Annotated in this window: 18 protein-coding genes and 1 pseudogene; 7 read left to right on the forward strand and 12 right to left on the reverse strand. The window is 63.2% G+C overall.

What is annotated here, in order from left to right:
• Positions 1-13: 13 nt before the first annotated feature.
• The 5 genes from CSE6_RS04200 to CSE6_RS04220 all read left to right on the forward strand — a co-directional run bounded on the left by CSE6_RS04200 (position 14) and on the right by CSE6_RS04220 (position 6,673).
• Positions 14-1,210, forward strand: a complete 1,197-nt coding sequence (locus tag CSE6_RS04200; RefSeq protein ID WP_034378762.1) for an ABC transporter substrate-binding protein — start codon at positions 14-16, stop codon at positions 1,208-1,210.
• A 48-nt stretch (positions 1,211-1,258) separates the two neighbouring features.
• On the forward strand, positions 1,259-2,143 hold the full coding sequence (locus CSE6_RS04205; protein WP_003057801.1) for a branched-chain amino acid ABC transporter permease: 885 nt from the start codon (positions 1,259-1,261) through the stop codon (positions 2,141-2,143).
• 12 nt (positions 2,144-2,155) lie between these two features.
• Positions 2,156-3,148: a branched-chain amino acid ABC transporter permease gene (locus tag CSE6_RS04210; protein WP_034359889.1), complete on the forward strand. Its 993-nt coding sequence runs from the start codon at positions 2,156-2,158 to the stop codon at positions 3,146-3,148.
• A gap of 221 nt (positions 3,149-3,369) precedes the next feature.
• Complete coding sequence (locus CSE6_RS04215; protein ID WP_059439942.1) at positions 3,370-5,814, forward strand: membrane-bound PQQ-dependent dehydrogenase, glucose/quinate/shikimate family; 2,445 nt, start codon at positions 3,370-3,372, stop codon at positions 5,812-5,814.
• A gap of 178 nt (positions 5,815-5,992) precedes the next feature.
• Positions 5,993-6,673 (forward strand): TetR/AcrR family transcriptional regulator, encoded by a 681-nt coding sequence (locus tag CSE6_RS04220; RefSeq protein ID WP_059439962.1) that lies wholly within the window; start codon positions 5,993-5,995, stop codon positions 6,671-6,673.
• Here CSE6_RS04220 and CSE6_RS04225 read toward each other — a convergent pair.
• From CSE6_RS04225 to CSE6_RS04265, 9 genes are all read right to left on the reverse strand, one after another.
• Entirely contained in the window at positions 6,662-7,834 is a 1,173-nt protein-coding gene (locus CSE6_RS04225) for a lipocalin-like domain-containing protein (protein WP_059439943.1), read from the reverse strand. The two genes, CSE6_RS04220 and CSE6_RS04225, sit on opposite strands and share 12 nt — an antisense overlap.
• Before the next feature lie 64 nt (positions 7,835-7,898).
• Positions 7,899-8,339: a VOC family protein gene (locus CSE6_RS04230; RefSeq protein WP_034359893.1), complete on the reverse strand. Its 441-nt coding sequence runs from the start codon at positions 8,337-8,339 to the stop codon at positions 7,899-7,901.
• Positions 8,340-8,426: 87 nt separating this feature from the next.
• Positions 8,427-11,051: an FtsX-like permease family protein gene (locus CSE6_RS04235; protein WP_059439944.1), complete on the reverse strand. Its 2,625-nt coding sequence runs from the start codon at positions 11,049-11,051 to the stop codon at positions 8,427-8,429.
• 20 nt (positions 11,052-11,071) lie between these two features.
• Positions 11,072-11,806 (reverse strand): ABC transporter ATP-binding protein, encoded by a 735-nt coding sequence (locus tag CSE6_RS04240; protein WP_059439945.1) that lies wholly within the window; start codon positions 11,804-11,806, stop codon positions 11,072-11,074.
• A 38-nt stretch (positions 11,807-11,844) separates the two neighbouring features.
• On the reverse strand, positions 11,845-12,852 hold the full coding sequence (gene miaA, locus CSE6_RS04245; protein ID WP_059439946.1) for a tRNA (adenosine(37)-N6)-dimethylallyltransferase MiaA: 1,008 nt from the start codon (positions 12,850-12,852) through the stop codon (positions 11,845-11,847).
• Positions 12,853-12,972: 120 nt separating this feature from the next.
• A complete protein-coding gene (locus CSE6_RS04250; RefSeq protein WP_059439947.1) occupies positions 12,973-14,295 on the reverse strand; it encodes a sulfatase in 1,323 nt (440 codons plus the stop codon).
• A gap of 16 nt (positions 14,296-14,311) precedes the next feature.
• Complete coding sequence (locus CSE6_RS04255) at positions 14,312-15,310, reverse strand: tripartite tricarboxylate transporter substrate-binding protein (protein ID WP_059439948.1); 999 nt, start codon at positions 15,308-15,310, stop codon at positions 14,312-14,314.
• 116 nt (positions 15,311-15,426) lie between these two features.
• Positions 15,427-16,602 carry a multidrug effflux MFS transporter gene (locus CSE6_RS04260; protein WP_034378782.1) on the reverse strand — a complete coding sequence of 392 codons (1,176 nt, stop codon included), beginning with the start codon at positions 16,600-16,602 and terminating at the stop codon, positions 15,427-15,429.
• 158 nt (positions 16,603-16,760) lie between these two features.
• Positions 16,761-17,624: an alpha/beta hydrolase gene (locus tag CSE6_RS04265; RefSeq protein ID WP_059439949.1), complete on the reverse strand. Its 864-nt coding sequence runs from the start codon at positions 17,622-17,624 to the stop codon at positions 16,761-16,763.
• Between the two features lie 183 nt (positions 17,625-17,807).
• On the opposite strand from CSE6_RS04265, the gene CSE6_RS04270 reads away from it, so the two are divergent.
• Positions 17,808-18,683: a methylglyoxal synthase gene (locus CSE6_RS04270; RefSeq protein WP_012837335.1), complete on the forward strand. Its 876-nt coding sequence runs from the start codon at positions 17,808-17,810 to the stop codon at positions 18,681-18,683.
• Positions 18,684-18,699: 16 nt separating this feature from the next.
• On the opposite strand, the gene CSE6_RS04275 is transcribed toward CSE6_RS04270, so the two are convergent.
• From CSE6_RS04275 to CSE6_RS04285, 3 genes are all read right to left on the reverse strand, one after another.
• Positions 18,700-19,065, reverse strand: coding sequence for a DUF5329 domain-containing protein (locus CSE6_RS04275; RefSeq protein WP_034359909.1), 366 nt, complete (start codon positions 19,063-19,065; stop codon positions 18,700-18,702).
• A 93-nt stretch (positions 19,066-19,158) separates the two neighbouring features.
• Positions 19,159-19,611, reverse strand: a complete 453-nt coding sequence (locus CSE6_RS04280; RefSeq protein WP_083994676.1) for a cupin domain-containing protein — start codon at positions 19,609-19,611, stop codon at positions 19,159-19,161.
• Between the two features lie 178 nt (positions 19,612-19,789).
• A complete protein-coding gene (locus CSE6_RS04285) occupies positions 19,790-20,782 on the reverse strand; it encodes a tripartite tricarboxylate transporter substrate binding protein (protein WP_059439950.1) in 993 nt (330 codons plus the stop codon).
• 392 nt (positions 20,783-21,174) lie between these two features.
• Here CSE6_RS04285 and CSE6_RS26780 point away from each other — a divergent pair.
• A pseudogene (locus CSE6_RS26780) lies at positions 21,175-23,880 on the forward strand (HAD-IC family P-type ATPase).
• Positions 23,881-23,905: the final 25 nt, after the last annotated feature.

Below are 23,905 nucleotides of genomic sequence, written 5' to 3' on the forward strand. Positions count from 1 at the left end.
CGTGGAGATAAAGATGAAAGCAAAACTGAGCGTTCTCTCGTGCATGCTGGCCGTGGCCGGCCTGTCCAGCCCTCTGGCCCAGGCCCAGGAAAAGGTGAAGATCGGTTTCGTCACCGATATGTCCAGCCTGTACGCCGACGTGGAGGGCAAGAACGGTGCGGTCGCCATGCAGATGGCAATCGACGACTTCGGCGGCAAGGTCCTGGGCCAGCCTATCGAGCTGGTCAGCGCAGACCATCAGAACAAGGCCGACATCGCCGCGTCCAAGGTGCGCGAATGGATTGATACGCAGGGCATCTCCATGGTCTTCAGCGGCACCAATTCCGGCACGGCACTGGCGGTTTCCCAGATCGCCAACGAGAAAAAGCGCGTTCACTTCAACAGCGGCGCGGGTTCTTCCGCGCTGACCAACGAGCAGTGCAACCCCTATACCGTGCACTACGCCTACGACACCGTGGCCCTGGCCAAGGGCACGGGCGGTGCGGTGGTGGATCGCGGCGGCAAGGACTGGTTCTTCCTGACGGCCGACTATGCATTCGGCCAGGCACTGGAGGCCGACACCACCAAGGTCATCAACGCCAAGGGCGGCAAGGTGCTGGGCTCGGTCAAGCACCCGCTCAATGCCTCGGACTTCTCGTCCTTCCTGCTGCAGGCGCAAAGCTCCAAGGCGCATATCCTGGGTCTGGCCAATGCGGGCGGCGACACCATCAATGCCATCAAGGCCGCCAAGGAGTTCGGCATCAACAAGACCATGAAGACCGCCGGTCTGCTGGTCTTTCTGACCGACATCCACAGCCTGGGCCTGAAGAACACCGAAGGCCTGCTGCACACCACCAGCTGGTACTGGGACATGAACGACGAATCGCGCAAGTTCGCCAACAAGTTCTTTGCCAAGACCAAGCGCATGCCTACCGATGTGCAGGCCGCCGACTACTCGGCCGTGATGAACTACCTGAAGGCCGTGGAAGCGGTGAAGACCACCAACGCCGACAAGGTGATGGCCCATCTCAAGAGCACGCCCATCAACGACTTCTACGGCAAGGGCGTGATCCGTCCCGACGGCACTTTCGCCCACGATATGTATCTGGTCGAAGCCAAGAAGCCCAGCGAATCCACCAAGCCCTGGGACTACCTCAAGGTGCTGACCAAGTTGCCTGCCGATACGGTCTGGACCACCAAGGCCGAAACCAAGTGCGCGCTCTGGAAGTAATGGCGCTACCGGTTTGATGCACACCTCACCCTCACCAGCGTATCTCTCATGGAAATCTTCGGCGTTTCATTGCCCGGCCTGATGAGCCAGCTCCTTCTGGGGCTGGTCAACGGTTCGTTCTACGCAATTCTGAGTCTGGGCCTGGCCGTGATCTTCGGCCTGCTCAATGTCATCAACTTTGCGCATGGAGCCCTGTTCATGCTGGGGGCCATGTGCACCTGGATGGCCATGAGCTATTTCGGCATCAACTACTGGGTGATGCTGATCCTGTCGCCGGTGCTGGTGGGGATTCTGGGGGTGTTGATCGAGCGCTTCTTGCTGCGCTGGATCTACAAGCTCGATCATCTCTACGGCCTGCTGCTGACGCTGGGGCTGTCGCTGCTGATCGAGGGGGTGTTCCGCTCCGTCTATGGCGTCTCGGGCCTGGGCTATGACACGCCCGAGCTGCTTGAGGGCGCGACCAATCTGGGCTTCATGATCCTGCCCAATTACCGTGCCTGGGTGGTCGTGGCTTCCATCGTGGTGTGCGTGGCAACCTGGTTTGTGATCGAGAAGACGCGCATCGGTGCCTATCTGCGTGCCGGTACCGAAAACCCGCGCCTGGTCGAGGCTTTCGGCGTCAACGTGCCCGTGATGATCACGCTGACCTATGCCTTCGGTGCAGCGCTGGCGGCTTTTGCCGGCGTGCTGGCCGCTCCCGTCTACCAAGTCACGCCGCTGATGGGGCAGAACCTGATCATCGTGGTGTTTGCCGTGGTTGTGATTGGCGGCATGGGCTCCATCATGGGATCGATTCTCACAGGTCTGGCGCTGGGCGTCATCGAAGGGCTGACCAAGGTTTTCTGGCCTGAAGCATCGTCCACCGTCGTGTTTTTCATCATGGTCATTGTTTTGCTGATTCGCCCCGCTGGCTTGTTCGGTAAAGAAAAATAAGAGGGGCACGACATGAAATCCAAGACGCTTGTTCAACGCATTGCCCCCGTGGGCTATGGCCTGCTGCTGCTGGGCCTGATCGTCGCGCCCTTCCTCGGTGCCTATCCGGTTTTTGTCATGAAGCTGATGTGCTTTGCACTGTTTGCTTCGGCCTTCAATCTCTTGCTGGGCTATACGGGTCTGCTGTCCTTCGGCCACGCCGCGTTTCTGGGCGGTGCGGCCTATGTGGCGGGCTACACCATCAAGGCCTGGGGCTTTACGCCCGAAGTCGGCATGTTGCTGGGTACGGTGGTCGGCGGTCTGCTGGGCCTGATCTTTGGCTGGCTGGCCATCCGTCGCCAGGGCATTTATTTCTCCATGATCACGCTGGCGCTGGCACAGATGCTGTTCTTTGTCGCGCTGCAGGCCAAGTTCACAGGCGGCGAAGACGGCCTGCAGGGCGTGCCGCGCGGCAAGCTGTTCGGCGTGATCGATCTGAGCAGCGATATGGTCATGTACTACGTGGCGCTGATCATCGTGGCAGCGGCCTTTCTGCTCATCGTGCGCACCATTCATTCGCCGTTCGGGCAGGTGCTCAAGGCCATCAAAGAGAACGAGCCGCGCGCCATCTCCCTGGGCTATGACGTCAACCGCTTCAAGCTGCTGGCCTTTGTCATCTCTGCGGCCCTGACGGGTCTGGCCGGCTCTCTGAAGACTCTGGTGCTCGGCTTTGCGACCTTGTCCGATGTGCACTGGACCACCTCCGGGCATGTGATTCTGATGACGCTGATGGGCGGCTTGGGCACGCTGTCGGGGCCGCTGCTGGGCTCGGCCGTCGTTGTGGCGCTGGAAAACAAGATCGGCGAGTTCGGTACCTTTCTGGCGCACACCACGGGAGTGGAATGGTTCAGCACGCTGGGCGAATCGGTCACCATCGTCACCGGCCTGATCTTTGTGCTCTGTGTGCTGCTGTTCCGCAAGGGCATCATGGGCGAGTTGATCGCCTGGCTGTTGCGTCGCAAATAAGGCGCTTCGCCCTCTCTCCAAAGGCCGCATCTGCGGCCTTTTTTATTGTCCTGACTTCAGCGTGGAAATCGAAATTTCAGAGATTCCTGAAATTCCTGGTACACGTTTGCAAGCGATGGACTTTATTTCTCATAACAATGGACTTTATTTCTCATAACAAAAATGCCTGAGTGCAGCCGGATGCCGGTGCGCGTGCAGGCGCATACAGTTCGAGGTTCGATATGACACATCGGGAGCAGGCGCAGCCCTTGGCCGCGCGCATCTGGCTCTGGGTTCTGGGGGCGGCGCTGGCGCTTGCCGGCCTGTTCTTCTTGATAGGCGGTGGCAAGCTCATCAGCCTGGGCGGCAGCTGGTACTTTTTGCTCGCTGGCCTGGGGCTGCTGCTGTCCGGCGTGCAACTGGTTCGCCGCCGCGTGAGCGGCGCATGGTTCTACCTGGGCACTTTCGGCGCGACCGTGTTGTGGGCGCTGGCCGAAGTGGGCCTGGATTACTGGAGCCTGATTTCGCGTCTGCTGGCGCTGACCTTTGCAGCCGTGGTGGTGCTGGCCAGCATGCCCTTGCTGCGCAAGGCTGGCGAGCCGGGCAAGGCGTCGTCCAGCAAGGCGCCATTTGCTGCAGCGGCGGTCATGCTGGTGGCTGGCATGGCGGCCTTTGTGTCCATGTTCCAGATTCACCCCGAGGTGCAGACCCCGTCTGCCGTGGCACGCAAGCCTGTGGATGCGGCCAGCGAGCAAAAGGACTGGAGCCATTACGGCAACAGCAGCAACAACGACCGCTTTGCCGCGCTGGATCAGATCAACGTGGACAACGTCAGCCAGTTGCAGGTGGCCTGGACTTTTCGCACCGGCGACATACCCAAGTCCACAGGCGCCGGCGCTGAAGACCAGACCACACCGCTGCAGGTGGGCGACAAGGTGTTTGTCTGCACGCCCAGCAACAACGTGATCGCGCTCGACGCAGACTCTGGCAAGCAGCTGTGGCGTCATGACACCAACTCCCATGTGGGCGGTGTGTGGGAGCGCTGCCGCGGACTGGCCTACTTTGATGCGGATGCCGCACTGGTTCAGCCCAGCGTGCCGGGATCGACTCCGGTGCAGGCGGTGAGCCTGCCTGCTGGCGCCGCCTGCAAGCGCCGCATTCTGATGAACACCATCGATGCACGTCTGTTTGCCATCAACGCAGATAATGGCGAGTTGTGCGGCGAGTTCGGCGATCACGGCGTGGTCGACCTCAAGCAGGGCGTCGGCACTATTTCGAATCCCGCGTTCTACACCCTGACATCGGCGCCCACGGTGGCCGGCACCACGGTGGTGATCGGCGGCCGCGTGGCCGACAACGTACAGGTGGACATGCCCAGTGGCGTGATTCGCGGCTTCGATGTAATGACTGGCGCACAGCGCTGGGCGTTCGACTCAGGCTCGGCCACGCCCAATGAAGTGCTCAAGTCCGGCGAGACCTACACCCGCTCATCGGCCAATGTCTGGGCGGGAACAACTTACGATCCCAGCTCCAATACGGTGTACCTGCCCATGGGATCGGCTTCGGTGGACCTGTATGGCGCCACGCGCTCTGCAGCGGACCTGAAGTACGGTGCGTCCATCCTCGCGCTGGATGCTGCCACGGGCAAGGAGAAATGGGTGTACCAGACAGTGCACAACGACTTGTGGGACTTCGACCTTCCCATGGCTCCCACACTGATCGATTTCCCTTTGCCGGACGGCAAGACGACGCCAGCGCTGGTGGTCGGTACCAAGGCCGGTCAGATCTTTGTGCTGGACCGCCACAGCGGAAAGCCGCTGACCAAGGTGGAGGACATTGCCGTCAAGCCCGGTCATATTCCTGGCGAAAAGTATGCCCCGACCCAGCCTCTGTCCGTGGGCATGCCGCAGATCGGCACCAAGACCCTGACCGAAGCCGATATGTGGGGCGCGACGCCGGTGGATCAGCTGATCTGCCGCATCAAGTTCAAGTCCATGCGCTATGAAGGCCTGTTCACCGCGCCTGGCACCGATGTGTCGCTGAGTTTCCCGGGTTCGCTGGGCGGCATGAACTGGGGCGGCCTGTCTGCGGATCCCGGCAACAATCTGATCTTTGTGAACGACATGCGTCTGGGCCTGTGGGTGCAGATGATGCCCCAGCAGAAAAAGGACAAGCTGTCCGACGGCGGTGAAGCGCCCAACACCGGCATGGGTCAGGTGCCGCTGGGAGGCACTCCCTATGCGGTGATCAAGGACCGCTTTATGTCGCCTCTGGGCATTCCTTGCCAGAAGCCTCCGTTCGGCACGCTGACCGCCATCGACATGAAGACCCAGCAAGTGGTCTGGCAGGTGCCCGTGGGCACGGTGCAGGACCTGGGTCCCATGGGCATCAAGATGCGCATGCCCATGCCTGTGGGCCTGCCCACACTGGGCGGCACGCTGGCAACCCAGGGCGGTCTGGTGTTCTTTGCCGGCACGCAGGATTACTATCTGCGCGCCTGGGATAGCGCCACCGGCAAGGAAATCTGGAAGGGCCGACTGCCAGTTGGCAGCCAGGGCGGCCCCATGACTTACAAGTCGCCCAGGACCGGCAAGCAATATGTGGTCATCTCGGCCGGCGGTGCCCGTCAGTCGCCCGACCGCGGTGACTACGTGATTGCCTACGCGCTGCCTGATAGCGGCAAATAAGCGACGCAGGCATTGAACCCGAACAGCCATGGCTCATCAGAGCCATGGCTTTTTTCATCGCCGGGCAGCGCCCCTCTCGGAGGGGCCGCGACCACACGCAGTGGGAAGCGTGGGGAGCCTTTTTTCATGCCTGCGCTGCGTGTTACGCTCGCGCGCTTGAGTCAATGGAGATGTGGTCGTGAGCGAGCAGCAAGGTCCTGAAAATTCACTGAGCCAGCAGCCTTCGGCAGACGATGCATCGGCCGATATGCGCCGAGCCCTGCTGGATGCGGGCAAGACCGAGTTTGCCAATTACGGCTATGACGGAGCGCGGCTGGAACGCATTGCCGCCAAGGCGGGCTGTGCCAAGCGCATGCTCTACTACTATTTCGGCAACAAGAAAGACGTGTACCTCGCGGTCATCGAGCAGAGCTACTCGGATATTCGCGAGTCGGAGGAGCAGCTCAATCTCGATGCGCTGGAGCCCTTGCAGGCGCTGCATGCGCTGGCGCAAAGGAGCTTCGAGTATCACGAGCAGAACCAGGAGTTCACGCGTCTGGTGCTGCAGGAGAATTTCCAGGGCGGCGAGATGCTGGGCCAGATCTCCAAGACCGAGCTGTTGCGCAAGGCGGCGCTGGAGCCGATCGAGCGCATTCTGCAGCGCGGCGTGGCGCAGGGCCTGTTCAAGGACCAACTGAGCGCGGTCGATGTCCACTATCTGATTTCGGCCCTGTCCGGCTTCCGCGTGGATCATGCCGCGACCTGGCAGAGCCTGCTGCAGGTCGATCTCTTGGGCGAGAGCTTGCGCGAACGCCATCTGCAGCTTCTGCTCGATCAGCTCGGCGCTCTGGTGTGCAAGCCCCAGGCCCTAAAGCCTTAGCGCATTCGCATAGCCTGTCATCTCCAGGTAGCCGTTACCCACGCGGCGGCTTGTGCCATCGGCGCTTATGTTGCGCAGCTCGCACAGACCCTCCCAGTAAATGGCACCGGTGCTGGCGCGGCTGTCCAGTTCCTGGTCGTCCACCAGCGCATGAACCTCGAAACGGCCCGCCGGTGTCTGCACGCTCCAGGCCACAGGGTAACTTGCTTTGCTGTGCGGGCTGCTCCAGTGGCGCAGCGGTTTGAACCGTACCTGATCGGCGGCAAAGATTTGCGCGCTCTGGTTCGGCGCGCGGAATGAACCACCGGCCCAGAGCGCCGATCCATTGCGGCGGCGAAGATGAAAGGCCGTGAGGGCGCTGCCGTCATCGAGATTCATGCCTATCCAGTCCCAGCCCTGAGCCTCAGGGTCCATGATGGCCGCGCTGCATTCATGGTCCAGCCAGGCGCGGTTGTGTGCGCTGGCTTGCACAGGCAGTTGCTGCCCGCCCACGGTGATGGAGCCGCCGACCTTGAGCTGAGGCTGACTGTAGTAGTAGCTGGCCTGTTCCTCACGCGGACCTTTGCGTGAAAGACCATTCAAGCCCTGCAGCAGCAGTGGCTGCGTGCTGTCAAATTCAAGATCCAGTATGAAGTCCTGGCTGCTCAGCAGAGCTCTGTAGCGACTGGCTTCGCTGGCGCTTCGTCCTGGTACGGGTCGACGCTGGAGATACCAGTCGTTGATATGCACATCGGTATCGTTTTCGCTGGCTCCGGCCAGGCCCAGTCCCGCGCGCGCCATGCGCTGGTCGTGGCGCAGCTTTTGGCCCTCGACATCGCACAGGGCCGCATGGGCGAAGATCAACTGCTTGGCCGCAAGAGCCGATTGCAGGCCTTGCGCGGCTTCGATGCGCGAGCGAAAGAAAGTCAGCTGAAAGCCCCAGGGCTTGCCGCCGGCCTGCAACTGTCCGGTGATGTACCACCACTCCGTCTGCAGATCAGGGTGGCTGCCGAAGTCGCGTGGAAACTGCAAGGTTCTGGACGGCAAAGCCATGCCTGGCAGAGGCAGGCCCAGGGTAGCCCAGCCCAGCCCGGCAGCAGCCAGCCTCTGCAGGGACTGCCTGCGTGACAGGGCCAGCAGTGCCGGTTGTTGAGGCTGGGAGTGCGTGGGCTGATAAGGCATGGTCCATTGTCGCCCAGCCGATCAGCGCAATGCCATGAGCTTCGAGGTGCTGCTTTGCGCTGCCTCAGCCGATATCGATCAGGGGAACGATCACCATCCAGCTGACTCCGAAGCGGTCGGTCACCACGCCAAAACGGCGCGCAAAAAACGTGGTGTCCAGCGCCATCTGTACCTTGCCGCCCTGGCCGATGGCGGCAAAGATGCGGTCGGCCTCATTCTCGCTGGGCGCGGTGATGGACAGAGAAAAGCCTTTGAAGTCCGGCTTGCCGCCGTTCATGCCGTCAGATGCCATGATCTGCGTCTCGCCAATCTGGACATTGGCGTGCATGATTTTTTCGGGATCCATCTGTCCCGGGCCGCAGCCTTGCTGGGTCGATGACTCGGGCTGCGGAGGAGCATCCTTGTAGCGCATCAGCATGGTGATCTCGGCCCCAAGTGCGGCCTGGTAGAAATCCAGGGCCTCTTCGCAGCGGCCATCGAAAAAGAGATAGGGCTGGATTTGCATACGAACTCCTCGCAGCGGTGAAGGTTTCATTGTGCGCTGCGCAACGGCGCAATCATGTGAAAAACGCTGACAGGGGTGCAGGTATAGCTACCAGTCCTCCTTGACGGCCAGCACCGCGTCGGCACTGGCGGCCCGGCGTCCGGCCAGCCACGCGGTGATGACGCCTGCCAGCACCACGGCAGCGCCCAGCGCCAACAGGCGCAGCAGGGGCAGGCGCAGCTCCATGGTCCAGTGAAAGCTCTGCGGGTTGACCACATGCACGAGGATCACGGCCACGCCCAGGCCCAGCAGCGTGCCCGCGATGGTGCCCAGCATGGTCCAGGCCAGACCCTCGGCGGCAACCACGCTCAGCACATTGCGCCGTGTCAGGCCCAGATGGGCCAGCAGCCCGAATTCCTTGCGTCTGGCCAGTACCTGGGCGCTGAAGCTGGCCGCAATGCCGAACAGGCCTATGCCTATGGCCACGGCCTGCAGCCAGTAGGTGACGGCAAAGCTGCGATCGAAAATGCGCAGGGAGCGCTCGCGCAGCGCCTGGCTGCTGACAAACTCCAGCGCAGGGGGCGACTGCCCCGGCGTGCCGAGGGCCTGCTCTATCGCTGCTTGCAGATCGGTGCCAGACAACTGGCTTTGGGACTCCGGCCAGACGGCGATCTCGCTGATCTGCGCTGCATTGCCTGCATGACCCAACAGTGCCAGGTAGTCCTTCCAGTCCAGGGCCACGGCACCGAACTGACGCACATAGTCGCGCCACACGGATGCTATGTAAAAAGAAGCTTCCGGCGTTTGGTGGTCATGGGTTTGAAGGCTGAAAGCCTTGGAAAGCAGCGGCCACGCATCACCGGGCTTCAGGCCATAGAGCTGGGCCACGGCTTCGCTGATGTGCACGGCAATGCCTGGGCGTGTCTCATAGATTGGGCCTTCCACCCAGGGAAGCAGCATGGCCTGCTCACCTTGAAGAGGTCGAATCAGCAGACTGATGGCCGGGCGCTCGGGGCTCAGCACCAACTGGCTGCTGCGCATGGCCTGGGCACGCGCTATGCCGGGCAACTGCTCCAGGCGCTGCGCCGCATCGGCCGGCAGCAGGGCTGCATCGACACGGCTGGAGCCGCCTGCGGCGCGTACATACATGGGGGCGGGCAACACGGCATCCAGCCACTCCATCATGCTGCCGCGAAAGCTGGTGACCATCACCGTCAAGGCTACGGCCAGGCTCAGGCTTGCCACCACACCGCCCACGGCCACGGTAGTGGCGTGGCGCATGCGCCGCGCGCGCTCCAGCGCCAGCATGGCCAGCGGCTGGCGCGAGAAGGCCTTGGGTACCAGTCCCAGCACCGAACCCAGCAGCCAGGGCAGGGCTGACATGCCGCCCAGCAACAGCAGGCCCACGGCCATATAGGCCGCCAGCGGGATACCTGCCACCGGTGGCATAAAGGCCAGCACCAGGCTGGCTGAAAGCAGCGTCACTGCGGGCCACAGGCGCGGGGCTCTCTCATGCGTGCTGCCCAGTCCCTTGAGCGTGGTCGCTGGCGGCAAATCCATGGCGGCGCGTGCGGGCCACCAGGCTCCGGCCAGCGTGGCGGCAAGGCCCAGCAGACCGAAGACCAGCGCTGCCACAGGGCTCCAGTGCAGGGCTGGCTGCACGCCGGCAAAGAAGCCGCCGCCCAGATCGCCGCCCAGCATCTGCAGCGCCACCCAGGCCAGTGCCGTACCCAGCGCAATACCGGCCAGGCTGCCTATAAGCCCCAGCGCCAGCGCTTCCAGCAGCACCAGTGCCATGCGCTGGCGCGGCGTGGCTCCGAGCACGGCCAGCAGCGCAAACTGCGGCGCGCGCTGTGCCACGCTGAGTGCCAGTACCGAGAACACCAGAAACGCTCCCGTGAACAAGGCCACCAGCGCCAGCACCGTGAGGTTGACGCGGTAGGCGCGCGACATCTCGCCCACGCGCTGCTGATCGTCGCTGGGCTGCTGGATCAATACCTGGTCTTGCCAGGCCGGCAGGGCGTGCAGGGCGGTGGTCACCTGGCTGCGGCTGGCGCTGTCGGTCAGCAAAAGGTCCAGCCTGTCGATACGGTCAAACAGGCCGAGCTTCTGCTGCAGTGCGCCAATGTCCATGACTGCGACCGGTGCGCCGCTGGCGGCGACCGTGCCCGCAATGCGAAGTTGCTGGGCCTGGCCGTTGAGCAGCCATTGCATGGGGGCGTTGGCGGCCTGTTCAGGATTCAGACGCAGGGCCTGCAAGGCGGCGGCATTGAGAAATACGGCATCGGGAGCAAACAGATCGAGCCGGTTGCCGCCTTCAAACAGGCGCGGCATCAGGGCCGGGGCGACAGGTGCCAGTTTGAGGGCATCGCTGCCGAGCACGCGCAAGCTCACGCCTTGCGCTGCTCCTAGCGTGCCGCGCGTCTGCAAATCTGCAGTGCTGCCCGGCAGCAACACCGTGGTTTCGACCCAGGGAACGGCGGTGGCGATGCCCCGGGTCTGCGCCACCTGCGGATAGAGTGCCAGCGGCAGACCGCCCTGCATGGCGTGCAGTTGCAGATCGGGCTGGCCGTTGACGCTGCGTACCGCCCTGGAAAATTCGTCCAGTGCCGACTGGTTGATCACATGGACGGCAAAGCCCAGTGCCACGCCAAGCATGATGGCAATCAGCGCCGTGGCCGTGCGCCAGGGATGCTGGCGCAGCTCCTGCCAGGAGAAGCTGCTCAGCAGCATAAGAAGCGGGGGGCGTGCAGTCACAGGCCTAGCGATGTTTGCTGCGACACCGAGAGCTCGGCCTGCATGCCGCCTGCCGTCAGCCGCAGCACGCGGTCGGCGCGTCTGGCCGCTTCTGCGGAATGGGTGACGAGCACCAGCGCCGTGCCGTTGTCGCGGGTTTGCTGCAGCAGCAAATCCATGATCTGCTGGGCTGTGGATGGGTCCAGATTGCCCGTGGGCTCATCGGCCAGCAGCAGAGGCGGCGAATGCACCAGGGCACGTGCTATGGCTACGCGCTGCAGTTGGCCGCCGCTGAGCTGCTGGGGCAGGCGCTGGCCCAGACCTGCGAGTCCCACGGCTTGCAGCACCTGCTGCACGCGCTGCTGACCCTGGCCGTCCATGCGGCCCAGCAGCATCAGCGGCAGGGCAATGTTCTGCGCCACATCGAGATGGGGCAGGACATGAAAGGCCTGGAACACAAAGCCCAGATGCGCGCGCCGCCAGATGGCGCGCCGGGCTTCATCGAGCGTGGACAGATCGGTGCCGCTGTGCAGAACCCGGCCTTGCTGCCAACTGTCCAGCCCGGCCAGGCAGTTGAGAAAGGTGGACTTGCCCACGCCGGAGTTGCCGACGATGGCGACAAACTCGCCGGCGGCGATCTCGCAGCTCACCTGCGCGAAGACCGTGGTCTGGGCCTCGCCCTCGCCATAGCGTTTGGCAAGGTCGCTGACCTGCAGCAGCGGATGGGCGTAGGGTGAGTCGGTGGCAGCCATGCAGCGATCTTAACGATGGGCGGCTGCGGTCGTGGTGCTTAGCTGGCGTCTTGCTGCGCCGCGTCAATGGCAGCCATGGCGGCATTCAGCAATTGCTGCTGGGCGCCGGGTGCATCGCAGGCAATGGCATGGCGCTGGGGCATGGAGCGTAGCCAGGTGATCTGGCGCTTGGCCAACTGGCGTGTGGCGGCGATGCCGCGCTCGCGCAGGCCCGCCATGTCCAGCGGCTTGCCGGGATCGGCCTCCAGCGCGTCCAGCACTTCCCAGGCCTGGCGATAGCCCACGCAGCGCATCGAGGGCAGGTCCAGATGGAGATCGCCGCGTGCGCGCAGGCTGCGCACTTCGTCGAGGAAGCCTTGCTCCAGCATGAGATCAAAGCGCAGCGCAATGCGCTGATGCAGCCAGGCTCGCTCTGCAGGCTCCAGCGAAAAAAGCGTTGCAAGTCCCATCTGTTCGGCAGGGCCCGTCTTTTTCCTGGTCGTGTGAAAGCTTGAAAGCGGTTTGCCCGAGACATGCCAGACCTCGAGTGCGCGCTGGATGCGCTGGCTGTCGCCGGGGGCCAGGCGTGCTGCGGTGACGGGGTCCACCTGGGCTAGTCTGGCATGCATGGCTGGCCAGCCCAGCTCGGCGGCCTGCGCATCCAGCATGGCGCGCACTTCGGGGTCGGCGGCAGGCATATCGTCCAGCCCGTCCATCAGTGCCTTGAAATACAGCATGGTGCCGCCCACCAGCAGAGGTATGGCCTGGCGGGCGCGGATTTCGGCAACCAGCTTTTGCGTGTCGCGCACGAACTCGGCCGCGCTATAAGCCTGCAGCGGATCGATGATGTCGATGAGGTGATGCGGCACGGCAGTCAGCTCGTCCCTTGTAGGCTTGGCTGTGCCGATGTCCATGCCCTGGTAGACCAGGGCCGAATCCACGCTGATGATCTCGGCCTTCTGCCCGCGCTGTGCCAGCCGCTCGGCCAATGCCAGCGCTGCCGCAGTCTTGCCCGAGGCAGTGGGGCCGGCAATGGCGATACAGGGCAGGGCGTGGGCAGCAGTCATGGGCGAAATCCGTACAGGTCAAAGCACAAGAACCAATGACCGCCGGTCATTGGTTCTTGCTGGTTGTGAAGGATAACGCAGCCTGCCGCCTGGCGGCAGCGGCGGGGCTTAGTGCCCTGCCTAGCCCCGGCTCAGGCGTGCCGGCACATAGCGATCGGCCTGAATATCGGGCGAGAGGCCGTGGCTGTAGATTTCGGCCGTGATGGGCAGCAATTGCTCGTTCCATTCCTCCCATTGCCTGCGCAGCCCGGTAAAGATTGCTGGCTGATGCTCCTTGAGATTGGCGCGTTCGCGGGCGTCCTCCTCCACATTGAACAAAAACTCGTTGTCGTTGATCTTGAGGTATTTCCAGGGTCCCTGGCGCACGGCACGCTGGGTCTGTGATTTGTAGCGCCAGAACAGGCTGCGCTCGGTATTGGCTGCATGGCCCTCCAGGATGGGCAGGATGTTCTGGCCGTCGCTGGGGAAGTCGGGGTGTGGCCTGGCACCTGCAGCGGCCAGCAGCGTGGGCAACCAGTCGAAGCTGGCTGTGACCTGCTCCTGGACCTGGGGCTGGATGCGGGCGCTCCAGCGCAGCAATGTGGGCACGCGGATGCCGCCTTCCAGCAGCTCGGTTTTCTGGCCCGTGAAAGGCCAGGTCTTGGAAAAGCGTTCGCCGCCGTTGTCGCTGGTGAAGATGACGATGGTGTTGTCGGCCTGGCCGGTGTCATCGAGCGCCTGCAGCACCTGGCCCACGGCCTTGTCCAGCGCCTCGACGATTTCGCCATATTTCTTGAGACTGCCGCCGTCGTAGTGGAACAGGTCCTTGATGTTGTGCGCGACATGCTCGTCGTCAGGCCCTTCCCAAGGCCAGTGCGGTGCCGTGAAGTGCAGCGACAGGAAAAAGGGCTTGTCCTGGTCCTTGCGCTCATGGACATAGCGTGTGGCCTCATCACCCAGGATATAGGTGTAGTAGCCCGTGCGCTCCACGGGCTCGTTGCCTTGCCAGAGGTCGGGGCTGAACTGCTCGCCCACGCCGGGCTTGTGCGTGAAGTAGTCAATGGCACCGCTGTGATTGCCGAAGAAATAGTCGTAGCCGCTGCGCTGCGGGCCGTAGGCGGGCGGCTTGCCCAGATGCCATTTACCTATCAGCGCCGTGTCGTAGCCGGCCTGCTTGAGCAGCGACGGCAGCGTGGGGTGATCGGCCGGCAGGCCGAGTTGCGCGCCATGGCGTGCCAGCGGCTCTTCGAGCCCGGCCTGGAGCCGGTACTGATAGCGTCCGGTGATCAGCGCAATGCGTGTGGCCGAGCAGACGGCCGAGTTGGCATAGGCCTGATTGAAGCGCACGCCCTGGGCGGCGAGGCGGTCCAGATGCGGGGTCTTGAAATCGGTGGCGCCATAGACGCCCAGGTCGGCCCAGCCCAGATCGTCGGCCAGGATGAAAACGATATTCGGTACGGTCATGAGTAGGTCGTTCTGCTTATTCGATGGCAAAGCCGGAATTGGCAATCACGGGACGCCATTTGGCGACTTCGGCCACGCGCAACTGCTCCAGTGCCTGCGGCGTGCGCGGGTCAGGCTGCAGGGACAGCTCCGCCCATTTGGGTTGCAGCTTGGGGTCGAGCAGCGCGTGGTTGACGGCGCGGTTGACGGCGGCAATGGCTTCGGGCGAAGTGCCTTTGCGTGCCCACAGGCTGTACCAGCCGCTGCCTGTGGCCTTGGGGTAGCCGGCTTCGGCAAAGGTCGGTACATCGGGCAGCTCGCGACCGCGCTGGCTGCCGAAGGTGCCCAGAATGCGCACCTTGCCTTCCTTGTGCAGCGGAGCGAGCTCGCTGGTGGTCTGGATGGCGGAGGCCAACTGGCCGCTGATCAGATCCGTCATCATGGCCGGACCGCCCTTGTAGGGCACATGCACGATGTTGACGCCGGCCGCTTCGCCCAGCAGCAGACCGAAGAAATGCGGCAGGCTGCCCACGGCAGGGCTGCCGAAGTTGGCTTTTTCGGGGTTGGCCTTGAGCCAGGCCACATATTCCTGAATATTGCGCGCTGGATGCCTGGCGGGGACGGCCAGGCCGAACTGGAAATGCGCGAGCAGACCCACCGGAGAGAAGTCGCGTGCAGGGTCGTAGCCGGGCTTTTTGTAGACGATCTGCGAGAGCACCGGGGTGATCAGCGGTGCGATCAGATAGGTGCTGCCGTCGCTGGGGGCGTTGAGCAGAGTCTGTGCGGCAATCTGGCCGTTGGCGCCGGGCTTGTTGTCCACCACCACGTAGTGGCTCCTGCCCAGCTGTGCGGCGATGTTTTCGGCCAGTACGCGTGCCAGCAGATCGATGCCGCCACCTGCGCCAAAGCCCACCAGAATGCGGCTGGACTGAGGAACGGCGGATATCTCGGCGGCCTTGGCCAGAGAGCTGAGGGAGAAACCAGCGGAGCTGGCGGCAAGCAGCGATTGCTGCAGAAAGGAGCGGCGGGAATGCATGGCTGGAGATCACAAAAGTGCGGCGCGTTGGCCAGTCCAGGCATTCTCAAAAAATCTCTATAAAAAGAAAAATAATAAAAACTGGTTTTTAAATAACACAAAAATCTTATTTCAAATCATGATTTGCTGATGCCAAAACGCTGTACCAGCGTCCATGCCGTGATGGCAGTGCAAGCCGACCAGAACCAGATGCCGAAAGCCAGCGGCATGGTGGAATCCGCATCCAGATTCAGTCCCAGCCAGTGCCCCATGGCAAAAGCCATCAGCATCATCACCAGGCCGTTGATCGCCGAGGCCGTGCCCGCTGCCTGGGGGAAGGGTGCGATGGCATTGCTTTGTCCGCAGGGCATGTGAATGCCGTGGGCGATCTGGTAGAGACAGAAGGGAAGGGCATAGGCCCAGATGCTGCGCAGATCGCCCAGGGCCGCCAGGCCCATGATGGAGCCTGCCGTCAGCGACAGCACCCCCGCCACGGCCACGGTGCGCTGCACGCTCATGCTGCGCAGCAGACGGCGGCAGGCGAAGGTGCCGGCGATATAGCACAGCGCGTTGCCGCCCAGCATCAGCCCGTATTGCGTGCGCTCCATATGCAGCACGTTGATGTAGGTGAACGAAGAGGCCGCCAGATTGGTGAACAGGCCTGCATAGCTGAAGCAGGTCAGCAGGTTGTAGGCCTGGAACATGGGGTTGCGCACAATGCGCAACCAGGTGCGCAGCAGATTGCCCGCTTGCAGCGCCTGCGGGTTGCGCTGGGGAATCGACTCCCTGAAGCGCAGCACCACCAGCAGCCAGGCCAGGCAGCCCATGAAGGCCTGGGCCAGCATGGTGGAGCGCCAGCCCAGCCAGCCCACGAGCAAGCTGCCACTGATGGGGGCCAGAAAGGCCAGCACGCCCAGGCCTGTCAGCGCCTTGGACATGACTTGCGCGCCCATATGCGGTGCGTAGAGATCGCGAACCACGGCACGCGCGCACATCACACCGGCGCCCAGGGCTGCGCCTTGCAGGCTGCGCCAGGCAATCAAGGCCTCCATGCTCTGGGCGCTGGCGCAGCCCAGAGCGGCGATCACATAGCCGCTGATGCCCAGCAGCAAGACCGGGCGGCGGCCCAGCCGGTCCGACAGCGGGCCCCAGAAAATCTGCGAGCAGCCAAAGGCCAGCAAAAAGCCGGTCAGTGTCAGCTGGGCCTGCGAGACATGGGCGCCAAAGCCTTGCTGCAACTGAGGCAGGGCGGGCAGATAGAGATCGGTTGCCAGCGGCTGCAGACCCAGCAGCAGCCCCAGTGTGAGAATCACAAGGACTGCAGATTCAGGAGCACTCTTCGCTTGCTCATTAAGGGATTGAGCGGGATTTTGCTTTGAGTTCAGGGCAGGCGGCGCAGACATAACCAGACAGACTATCAGAACCTGCCCATTGATCCGTATGCTGACGAGACAGTATGTGGCGATGTCGCTCAGCGCGGATTCAGGCCGAACAGCTCATGCAGTGCCTGGCGGTATTGCGCCAGTGCCTTGGACTGGGTGTTGTGGTGGCTGGCGCCCTCGACCAGGATCAGGCGCTTGGGCTCGCGCGCCGCATCGAACAGCTGCTGGCCCAGCCGGGCCGGAATCAGCGGGTCGGCCGTGCCGTGCACGACCAGCAGCGGCGAGCCGATGTCCGCCACGGTGTCGACCGAGTTGAAACGCTGCGTGATCAACCAGTTCACGGGCAGCCAGCCCCAGCGCATGGAGTCGAACACATCGGGAATGCTGGTGAAGGTGGACTCGACCAGCACCCCGCTTTCATCCTTGACGGAGCTGGCCAGATCGATGGCAACGGCGCCGCCCAGCGAGTGGCCGAAGATATAGCGCGGCCTGCCTGCGGCCTGTCGGCCCAGCCAGTCCCAGGCGGCACGGGCATCCTCGGCGGCCGAGGCCTGCGAGGGCAGGGCCGGGCTGCTCTTGCCAAAGCCGCGGTAGTCCACAGCCAGCACCGAAAAGCCCATGGCCTGCAGGCGCCGTATGCGTGGCGAGGAGCCCGTCACATTCCAGCGCGCTCCATGCAGAAACAGCAGCAGGGGAGCGCGTGCATCGCTGGATGGCATCCAGAGGGCATGCAGCCTGGCGGCGTTGCCGTCGCGGCTGCGAAAGTCTATCCATCGCTCCAGCATGCCGGCCGTGTTGGCTCCGGGCCAGCTGCGGTCGCTGGGCTGAAAAATCCAGACCCGCTGCCTGGCATCGAGCTCGCGCATGCCCCAGCTCGCGAGCACCAGCAGCAAGGCCAGACCGAGTGCAGCCGCGATGCGGCGAGGGCTCCAGAAGCGTGAGGTCTTGGGCATGGAAGAAGAGCGACGGAAGAGGGCGGCTGTCAAGTGCTGTGCAAGTATGGCTGTCTGACCTGCCCCCAGTCATCTGGAGTGCATGAATTGGCGATATTCTTGCGGGTGTTTCAAGCCGCAAATGCATAGCTGGTTACGCAGAGTTTGCGAGCGTTTGAAGCCTGTTTGAAGGATTAGTTCACTATGTCGATCTGCCTGGGTCTTGCCGCCAACAAACTCCACCACCAAACCGAGGACGCCGCGCTGTTTGCCCTGCTGCGCGCCTGCGAGGCCGGAATTCGCGAGCTCAAGCTGGGCTTTCATACCGTGGGCCGCACCTATGACGCCATCACGGCGGCCAGCATGCTTCAGGGCTACAAAGGCCTGGTGCGCTACCCCTATGGCCGCGAGGGCGGGCTCATGAGGCTGGTGGCCGAGGTGGTGGGCATGGAGGGTGACGAGCGCACTCTCGACGGCGCTATCTACCTGATGGACCCGGTGGATCCGTCGTCCATCTTCCCCGAAGCCCTGGCCCTGAAGCGCCAGTGCGTGATCCACGGCAAGCCTTTTCTTTCCACCGTCGCCTCCACGCGCGACTGGATAGAGATGGAGCGCATTCACGCCGGCCTGGCACGTGACCGTAATGCCGACCGCTTTCACGACTATGAAAACCAGACGCTGGCGCTGATTGCCCACGATGCCATGAAGCCCACCATGCTGGACTTTGCAGCACACAACTTCGAGTTGCTCAGCCGCTACCGCCGCCGCGTGGGCACGGGCACCACGGGTCAGAAACTCAACGAAATGGCCTGGAGCAAGGGCTGGCCTGCCGACAAGCCCTGGGTGGACCGCTATAACAGCGGTCCGCTGGGCGGTGATGCGCAGATTGCCGATCTGGTTCTGGAAAAGCGCTGCCACCGCGCCATCTTCTTCGAAGACCCGCATGTGGCACGTCAGCACGAAGCCGATATCCAGCTGCTGGAGCGCGCCGTGACCACGGTCACGCACGATGCCGTCTGCAGCACCTCGCCCCAGGTGGCGCAGCGCTGGTGCGATGCGGCAGTCAAGCGCGCAGGCTGATGCGGGTTGCTGAGCGCTACTGGCGGTTGCGGTAGCGCTTGAGCTCGGCCTGCAGCCAGCTGGCGCTGGCTTCGGCCTCTTTGCCGCTGCAGCGCACCTGGTAGGGCTTGTGGCTGATGCTGCTCTCCGTGCCTGCGCGGGCAATGAAGTCCTCGGCTGTTGCCACCCAGCCCTTTTTGAGCAGATAGTCGTATTTGCCGCGCAGATGCTCGGCTGCCTTGGCGCTGTCATGCCAGCTGCCATTGCGCTGGAACTCGCAGCCCGAGGTTTTGAGGTGGCCGATCAGGTACTCGATCTCCTGAGTCGCGGCCGGCGTGGGCGATGCGGCAAGACTCAAGCTGCAGGCTGCACCCAGCAGCAGGGCGGTAATGGTGTGCTTCATGTGGGTTGATCCTACAGAAGAAGAGTCGAGCAAAAACAAAGGCCGCAGCGATGGACTGCGGCCTTGTGTTGGTCGGTCGAAGCTGTGCGGTGCTCAAGGGGCCGGCGTGGCCAGAGGCTTGCCCTTCTCCACGACATACACGCCAATCAGCTTGACCGTGCCATTGCTGGCATTGTGTGCGTCATGAATCACACCAGCGGGAACGACAAAGGTTTCGCCGGCCTTGAGCGTGCGCGGCGACTGGCCGTCGATCAGCAGATCGACCTCACCCTCGCTGATATAGCTGATCTCGTCGCCGGGGTGGGTATGGCGGCCCGCGCGTGAGCCTGGGGCGACTTCCACCTTGGCCACCACGGCTTCGCGGCCCGGTACCGAAACATCGGCCTTGCCGACCATGGTCCGGGACAGGCCTCCGGTCTGAGCCGCACCCGGCTGGGGCATACCCGCCTGGAGTGCAGCAGCCTGGGCCAGGGCGCTCTGGCTGAACAGCATGAAGGCGCTGCTGCAAAGCAGGGTCGAAAAGCTGGCGCGGTGAGTCAAGGACATGAAATTACCCTCCAAGGTTTTTGACGGAGACAAGTTGTGAAACCTGTCACTTTTACCGGGAAGGAGCGCGGGCATGCCATGGGGGCTGCCCTAGTCGCAGGGTTGCCGAAAACAAACCTGGGCGCGGTGATGCAAGACCCTGCGGGCAGGAAAGCATAGGGAGCTGCAGGCCGCTGCCTTAGTTGTCGCCCGTGATCCTCGCGAACTTCACCAGCTCGGCGTATTTATCCATGTCGGTGCGCATCACCTGGGCAAGGCTTTCATTGCCCTTGGCGGGCGGGGTTCCAGCTGCTTCCAGCTTCTGACGGATGGCCGGATCGGCGAGACCTGTCTGTATCGCTTTTTGCAGCTTGGTCAGCACTTCCGGAGGCAGACCCTTGGGGGCAGCCAAAGCAAACCAGCCGCTCAAGGCATAGCCCTTGAGCGCGGGGTGTTCTGCCAGCGCCGGCACCTCCTTGAGCGTGGCGATGCGGGTGGCGGTGGTGGCGCCCAGAATCCTGATCTTTCCAGACTGCGCCAGCGGTGCTGCAGCGGTTGGCGAGAGGATGGCGAAGTCCAGGTTGCCGCCGCCCAGATCGCTGGTCATGGCGGGAGAGCCCTTATAGGGGATGTGCACGAGGTAGACACCCGCGGTCTTCTTGATCAGCTCTCCCGAAAAATGCGGTGTCGAGCCAATGCCGGGGCTGCCGTAGCTGTATTTGCCGGGGTTGGCTTTGGCCAGTTTGACGAAGTCATCCACGGTTTTGACAGGAACATGCGCACCGGCCACCCACAGATTGGGGGCCTGGGCGGTCAGGCTCACCGGGGTCAGATCTACAGCCGGATCATACTTCTGCGCGGCATTCACAAACTTGGTGCCCGCCATTTCGTTGCTGGAGCCTGCCAGCAAGGTGTAGCCGTCGGGCTTGGCCGATACCACGCGCTGCGCTCCCACCACGCCTGCGGCGCCCGGCACGTTCTCGACCACGACAGTGGCGTTCAACTGCCTGGCCAGTATGTCCCCGACCACGCGGCCGACCATGTCGACAGAGCCGCCTGGGGCATAGCCAATCACGATGCGGATGGGCTTGCTGGGATAGGCATCCTGTGCCTGCACCGCGCCTGCGAACAGGCTGGTCATGGCACAGGCGATGCAAAGTCGGCGGGAAAGAGTGGCGCGGTCTGGATTCATAAGTTCCACAATTATTTGTGGCGAAGGTTGATTCAGTAATTGATGTTGAATTGCTCAACAAAATTTAATTGATTGTCATGAGATTTCATGTGGGGAGGAATCCATGAAAACCAGTGGTTCAACTGATTTTTAGCCGGTGCCTCGCGCCGGTAGGGCTGGCTGAGCCAGCTGCAGGGCGCACTGCCGAGCTTGAAAGTCCGATTTCGCTGCAGTGTTGGCTGGCAGGGGCAATCAGCCCGTTGCAGTCAATCAATGATCGATATTCCTGCTTATAGTCAGTGGCAAGGCCTGCCCAGCGCATTCCATGCAACGGCGCGTTCTCCGCGGCAGCCAGCCAACCGGGCACAGATCCGGCTCACAAGCGTTTCAGTTGAATCGTCAGGGAGTCTCAGATGCAGGAACAGAACCGCGTTGCCGCCTGGCACGCGTTGGCTACCGATACCGTACTCACTCAATTGCAATCGACTGCCGCCGGGCTGAGCTCTGGAGAGGCCCGCGAGCGCTTGCAGCAGCAAGGGCCCAATGCCTTACCTGCTGCCGCTTCGCGCAGCATGCTGGCGCGCTTTCTGTCGCAGTTCAACAATCTGCTGATCTATGTGCTGCTGGGCTCGGCCGTGGTCACCGCCTTGCTGCAGCATTGGGTCGATACGGGGGTCATCCTCGCGGTGGTGCTGATCAATGCGGTCTTCGGATTCGTGCAGGAAGGCCGTGCCGAGAAGGCACTGGACGCCGTGAAGGCCATGGTTTCCAGTCGCGCCAATGTGCTGCGCGACGGCTTGCGCATGGCGGTGCCTGCAGAAGAACTTGTCGCCGGCGACTGCGTGCTGCTCGAGGCTGGCGATCGCGTCCCGGCCGATCTGCGGCTGCTGCGCGCCAGCAGCCTGAGGCTGGACGAGGCCATGCTGACCGGGGAATCGGTGGCCGTCGACAAGTCGGCCGATCCGGTGGTTGTCGATGCCGCTCTCGGCGACCGCTTTTCCATGGCCTACTCCGGCACCCTGGTTGCCGCGGGGCAAGGCCTGGGTGTGGTGGTAGCCACAGGCCCGCGTACCGAGCTGGGCCAGATCAGCACCATGCTGGGTTCGGTGCAGACACTGGCCACCCCGCTGACGCGGCTCATGGACCGTTTCGCGCGCCAGCTCACCGTCACCATACTGAGCCTGTCCGCGTTGATGTTCTGCTTTGCGCTGTGGGTGCGCGACTACGACACAGCCGACGCCTTTATCGCTGTGGTTGGCATTGCCGTATCGGCCATCCCCGAAGGCCTGCCCGTGGTCATGACGATTGCGCTGGCCATTGGCGTGCAGCGTATGGCCGCACGCTATGCCATCGTGCGCAGTCTGCCGGCGGTTGAAACACTGGGCGCCGTCTCGGTCATCTGCTCCGACAAGACCGGTACATTGACACGCAACGAAATGAGCGTGCGCGCCGTGGTGCTGCCCGGTTCCCGCTTCGACATAGAAGGCGAGGGCTATGCGCCACAGGGGCATTTCACCCTGGCGGGCGAGGAGATCGAGCCTGCGCTGCATCCACAGCTGCTGCACTTCGCCACGGGCGCGGCACTTTGCAACGACGCCCATGTAAGGCATGCCGAAGGTACGGCCTGGACAGTCGAAGGCGATCCCATGGAAGGCGCGCTGGTGACGCTGGCCACGCGCGCCGGTCTGGATGTGGAGCGCCTGCGTCAGGACTGGCGCCGACTCGACGAAGTTCCCTTTGATGCCGTCCACCGCTACATGGCCACTCTGCACCGCCCAGTTGATGCTCCAGCCGTGGTTTTCGTCAAAGGGGCTCCGGAGCAGGTTCTTGCCATGTGCCGCGACCAGCAGGGCGCTGAAGGCCTGCAGGCGCTGGATGCAGCCTATTGGCTGGAGCAGGTCGATGCCCTGGCGGCCAAAGGCTATCGCGTGCTGGGTCTGGCCAGCTTCGCGCCCGAGGATGCCAAGGACAGGGTGGACATGGCCGACGTCAAGGACCTGACCCTGTTTGGCGTGCTGGGCATGATAGATCCGCCGTGAGAATCGGCAAAGGAGGCCGTGCGCGAATGCCGCAGCGCCGGAATTGCCGTGAAGATGATCACCGGTGACCATGCTGCCACCGCTGCCGCCATCGCCAGGGAACTGGCGCTGGCCGACACCATCCGAGTCACTTCAGGCCATGAGCTGGACGGGCTCAACGATGCCCAGCTGATCGACGTGGCCAGAGCCTCCACGGTATTCGCCCGTACCAGTCCGGAACACAAGCTGCGCCTGGTGCAGGCCCTGCAGGCAGATCGCAGCGTCATCGCCATGACTGGTGACGGCGTCAACGACGCACCGGCACTCAAGCGTTCCGACATCGGTGTGGCCATGGGCATCACCGGCACGGCTGCCGCCAAGGAGGCCGCAGGCATGGTGCTGGCCGACGACAACTTCGCCACCATCGTCGCCGCCGTCAAGGAAGGGCGCACCGTCTACGAAAACCTGCGCAAGGTCATTGCCTGGACCTTGCCGACCAACGGCGGTCAGGCGATTGTCATCGTTGCGGCGATTTTGCTGGGCCTGTCCCTGCCCGTCACTCCGGTGCAGATTCTCTGGGTCAATCTGGTCACCGCCGTGGCCCTGGGCCTGACGCTGGCCTTCGAGCCGCCCGAGCCCACGCTGATGCAGCGCAAGCCGCGCTCGCCGGACGAGCAATTGCTGCAGCCCTATCTGCTGTGGCGCGTCGCCCTGGTCTCGGTGCTGTTCGCGCTGGGCTGCTTCGGCATGTTCGAGTGGTCGCTGCGCCGCGGCGACTCGGTCGAACTGGCTCGCACCATCGTGGTCAATGCGCTGGTGATCATGGAGATCTTCTATCTGTTCAGCGTGCGCTACACGCAGGGAACCTCGCTGAGCCTGCGCGGCGTCCTGGGCACCCCGGCGGTGCTGCTGGGCGTGGCCGGCGTCACCCTGGTGCAACTGCTGTTCACCTACACCCCGCCCATGCAGACACTGTTCGACAGCCGTCCTGTCGACCTGGCGGCCGGACTGCTGGCGATAGGGCTGGGTGTTGCCCTGCTGCTGTTGCTGGAGGTCGAGAAGCTCTTGGTGCGCTGGATGAGACTGGGCGTGCGGGCCTAGATCGCTGTGCACGCAAGGCATTCAA

Origin of the sequence: Comamonas sp. E6, assembly GCF_001010305.1 — a bacterium.
GTDB classification, from domain to species: domain Bacteria; phylum Pseudomonadota; class Gammaproteobacteria; order Burkholderiales; family Burkholderiaceae_C; genus Comamonas; species Comamonas thiooxydans.

Coding starts and splice junctions, on each gene's coding strand:
- CSE6_RS04265 (WP_059439949.1), bottom strand. CDS start 17,624: ATGCCCAAGACCTCACGCTTCTGGAGCCCTCGCCGCATCGCGGCTGCA.
- CSE6_RS04230 (WP_034359893.1), bottom strand. CDS start 8,339: ATGCAAATCCAGCCCTATCTCTTTTTCGATGGCCGCTGCGAAGAGGCC.
- CSE6_RS04240 (WP_059439945.1), bottom strand. CDS start 11,806: ATGGCTGCCACCGACTCACCCTACGCCCATCCGCTGCTGCAGGTCAGC.
- CSE6_RS04250 (WP_059439947.1), bottom strand. CDS start 14,295: ATGACCGTACCGAATATCGTTTTCATCCTGGCCGACGATCTGGGCTGG.
- CSE6_RS04205 (WP_003057801.1), top strand. CDS start 1,259: ATGGAAATCTTCGGCGTTTCATTGCCCGGCCTGATGAGCCAGCTCCTT.
- CSE6_RS04210 (WP_034359889.1), top strand. CDS start 2,156: ATGAAATCCAAGACGCTTGTTCAACGCATTGCCCCCGTGGGCTATGGC.
- CSE6_RS04200 (WP_034378762.1), top strand. CDS start 14: ATGAAAGCAAAACTGAGCGTTCTCTCGTGCATGCTGGCCGTGGCCGGC.
- CSE6_RS04215 (WP_059439942.1), top strand. CDS start 3,370: ATGACACATCGGGAGCAGGCGCAGCCCTTGGCCGCGCGCATCTGGCTC.
- CSE6_RS04285 (WP_059439950.1), bottom strand. CDS start 20,782: ATGAATCCAGACCGCGCCACTCTTTCCCGCCGACTTTGCATCGCCTGT.
- CSE6_RS04225 (WP_059439943.1), bottom strand. CDS start 7,834: ATGCCTTATCAGCCCACGCACTCCCAGCCTCAACAACCGGCACTGCTG.
- CSE6_RS04275 (WP_034359909.1), bottom strand. CDS start 19,065: ATGAAGCACACCATTACCGCCCTGCTGCTGGGTGCAGCCTGCAGCTTG.
- CSE6_RS04270 (WP_012837335.1), top strand. CDS start 17,808: ATGTCGATCTGCCTGGGTCTTGCCGCCAACAAACTCCACCACCAAACC.
- CSE6_RS04235 (WP_059439944.1), bottom strand. CDS start 11,051: ATGCTGCTGAGCAGCTTCTCCTGGCAGGAGCTGCGCCAGCATCCCTGG.
- CSE6_RS04255 (WP_059439948.1), bottom strand. CDS start 15,310: ATGCATTCCCGCCGCTCCTTTCTGCAGCAATCGCTGCTTGCCGCCAGC.
- CSE6_RS04280 (WP_083994676.1), bottom strand. CDS start 19,611: ATGTCCTTGACTCACCGCGCCAGCTTTTCGACCCTGCTTTGCAGCAGC.
- miaA (WP_059439946.1), bottom strand. CDS start 12,852: ATGACTGCTGCCCACGCCCTGCCCTGTATCGCCATTGCCGGCCCCACT.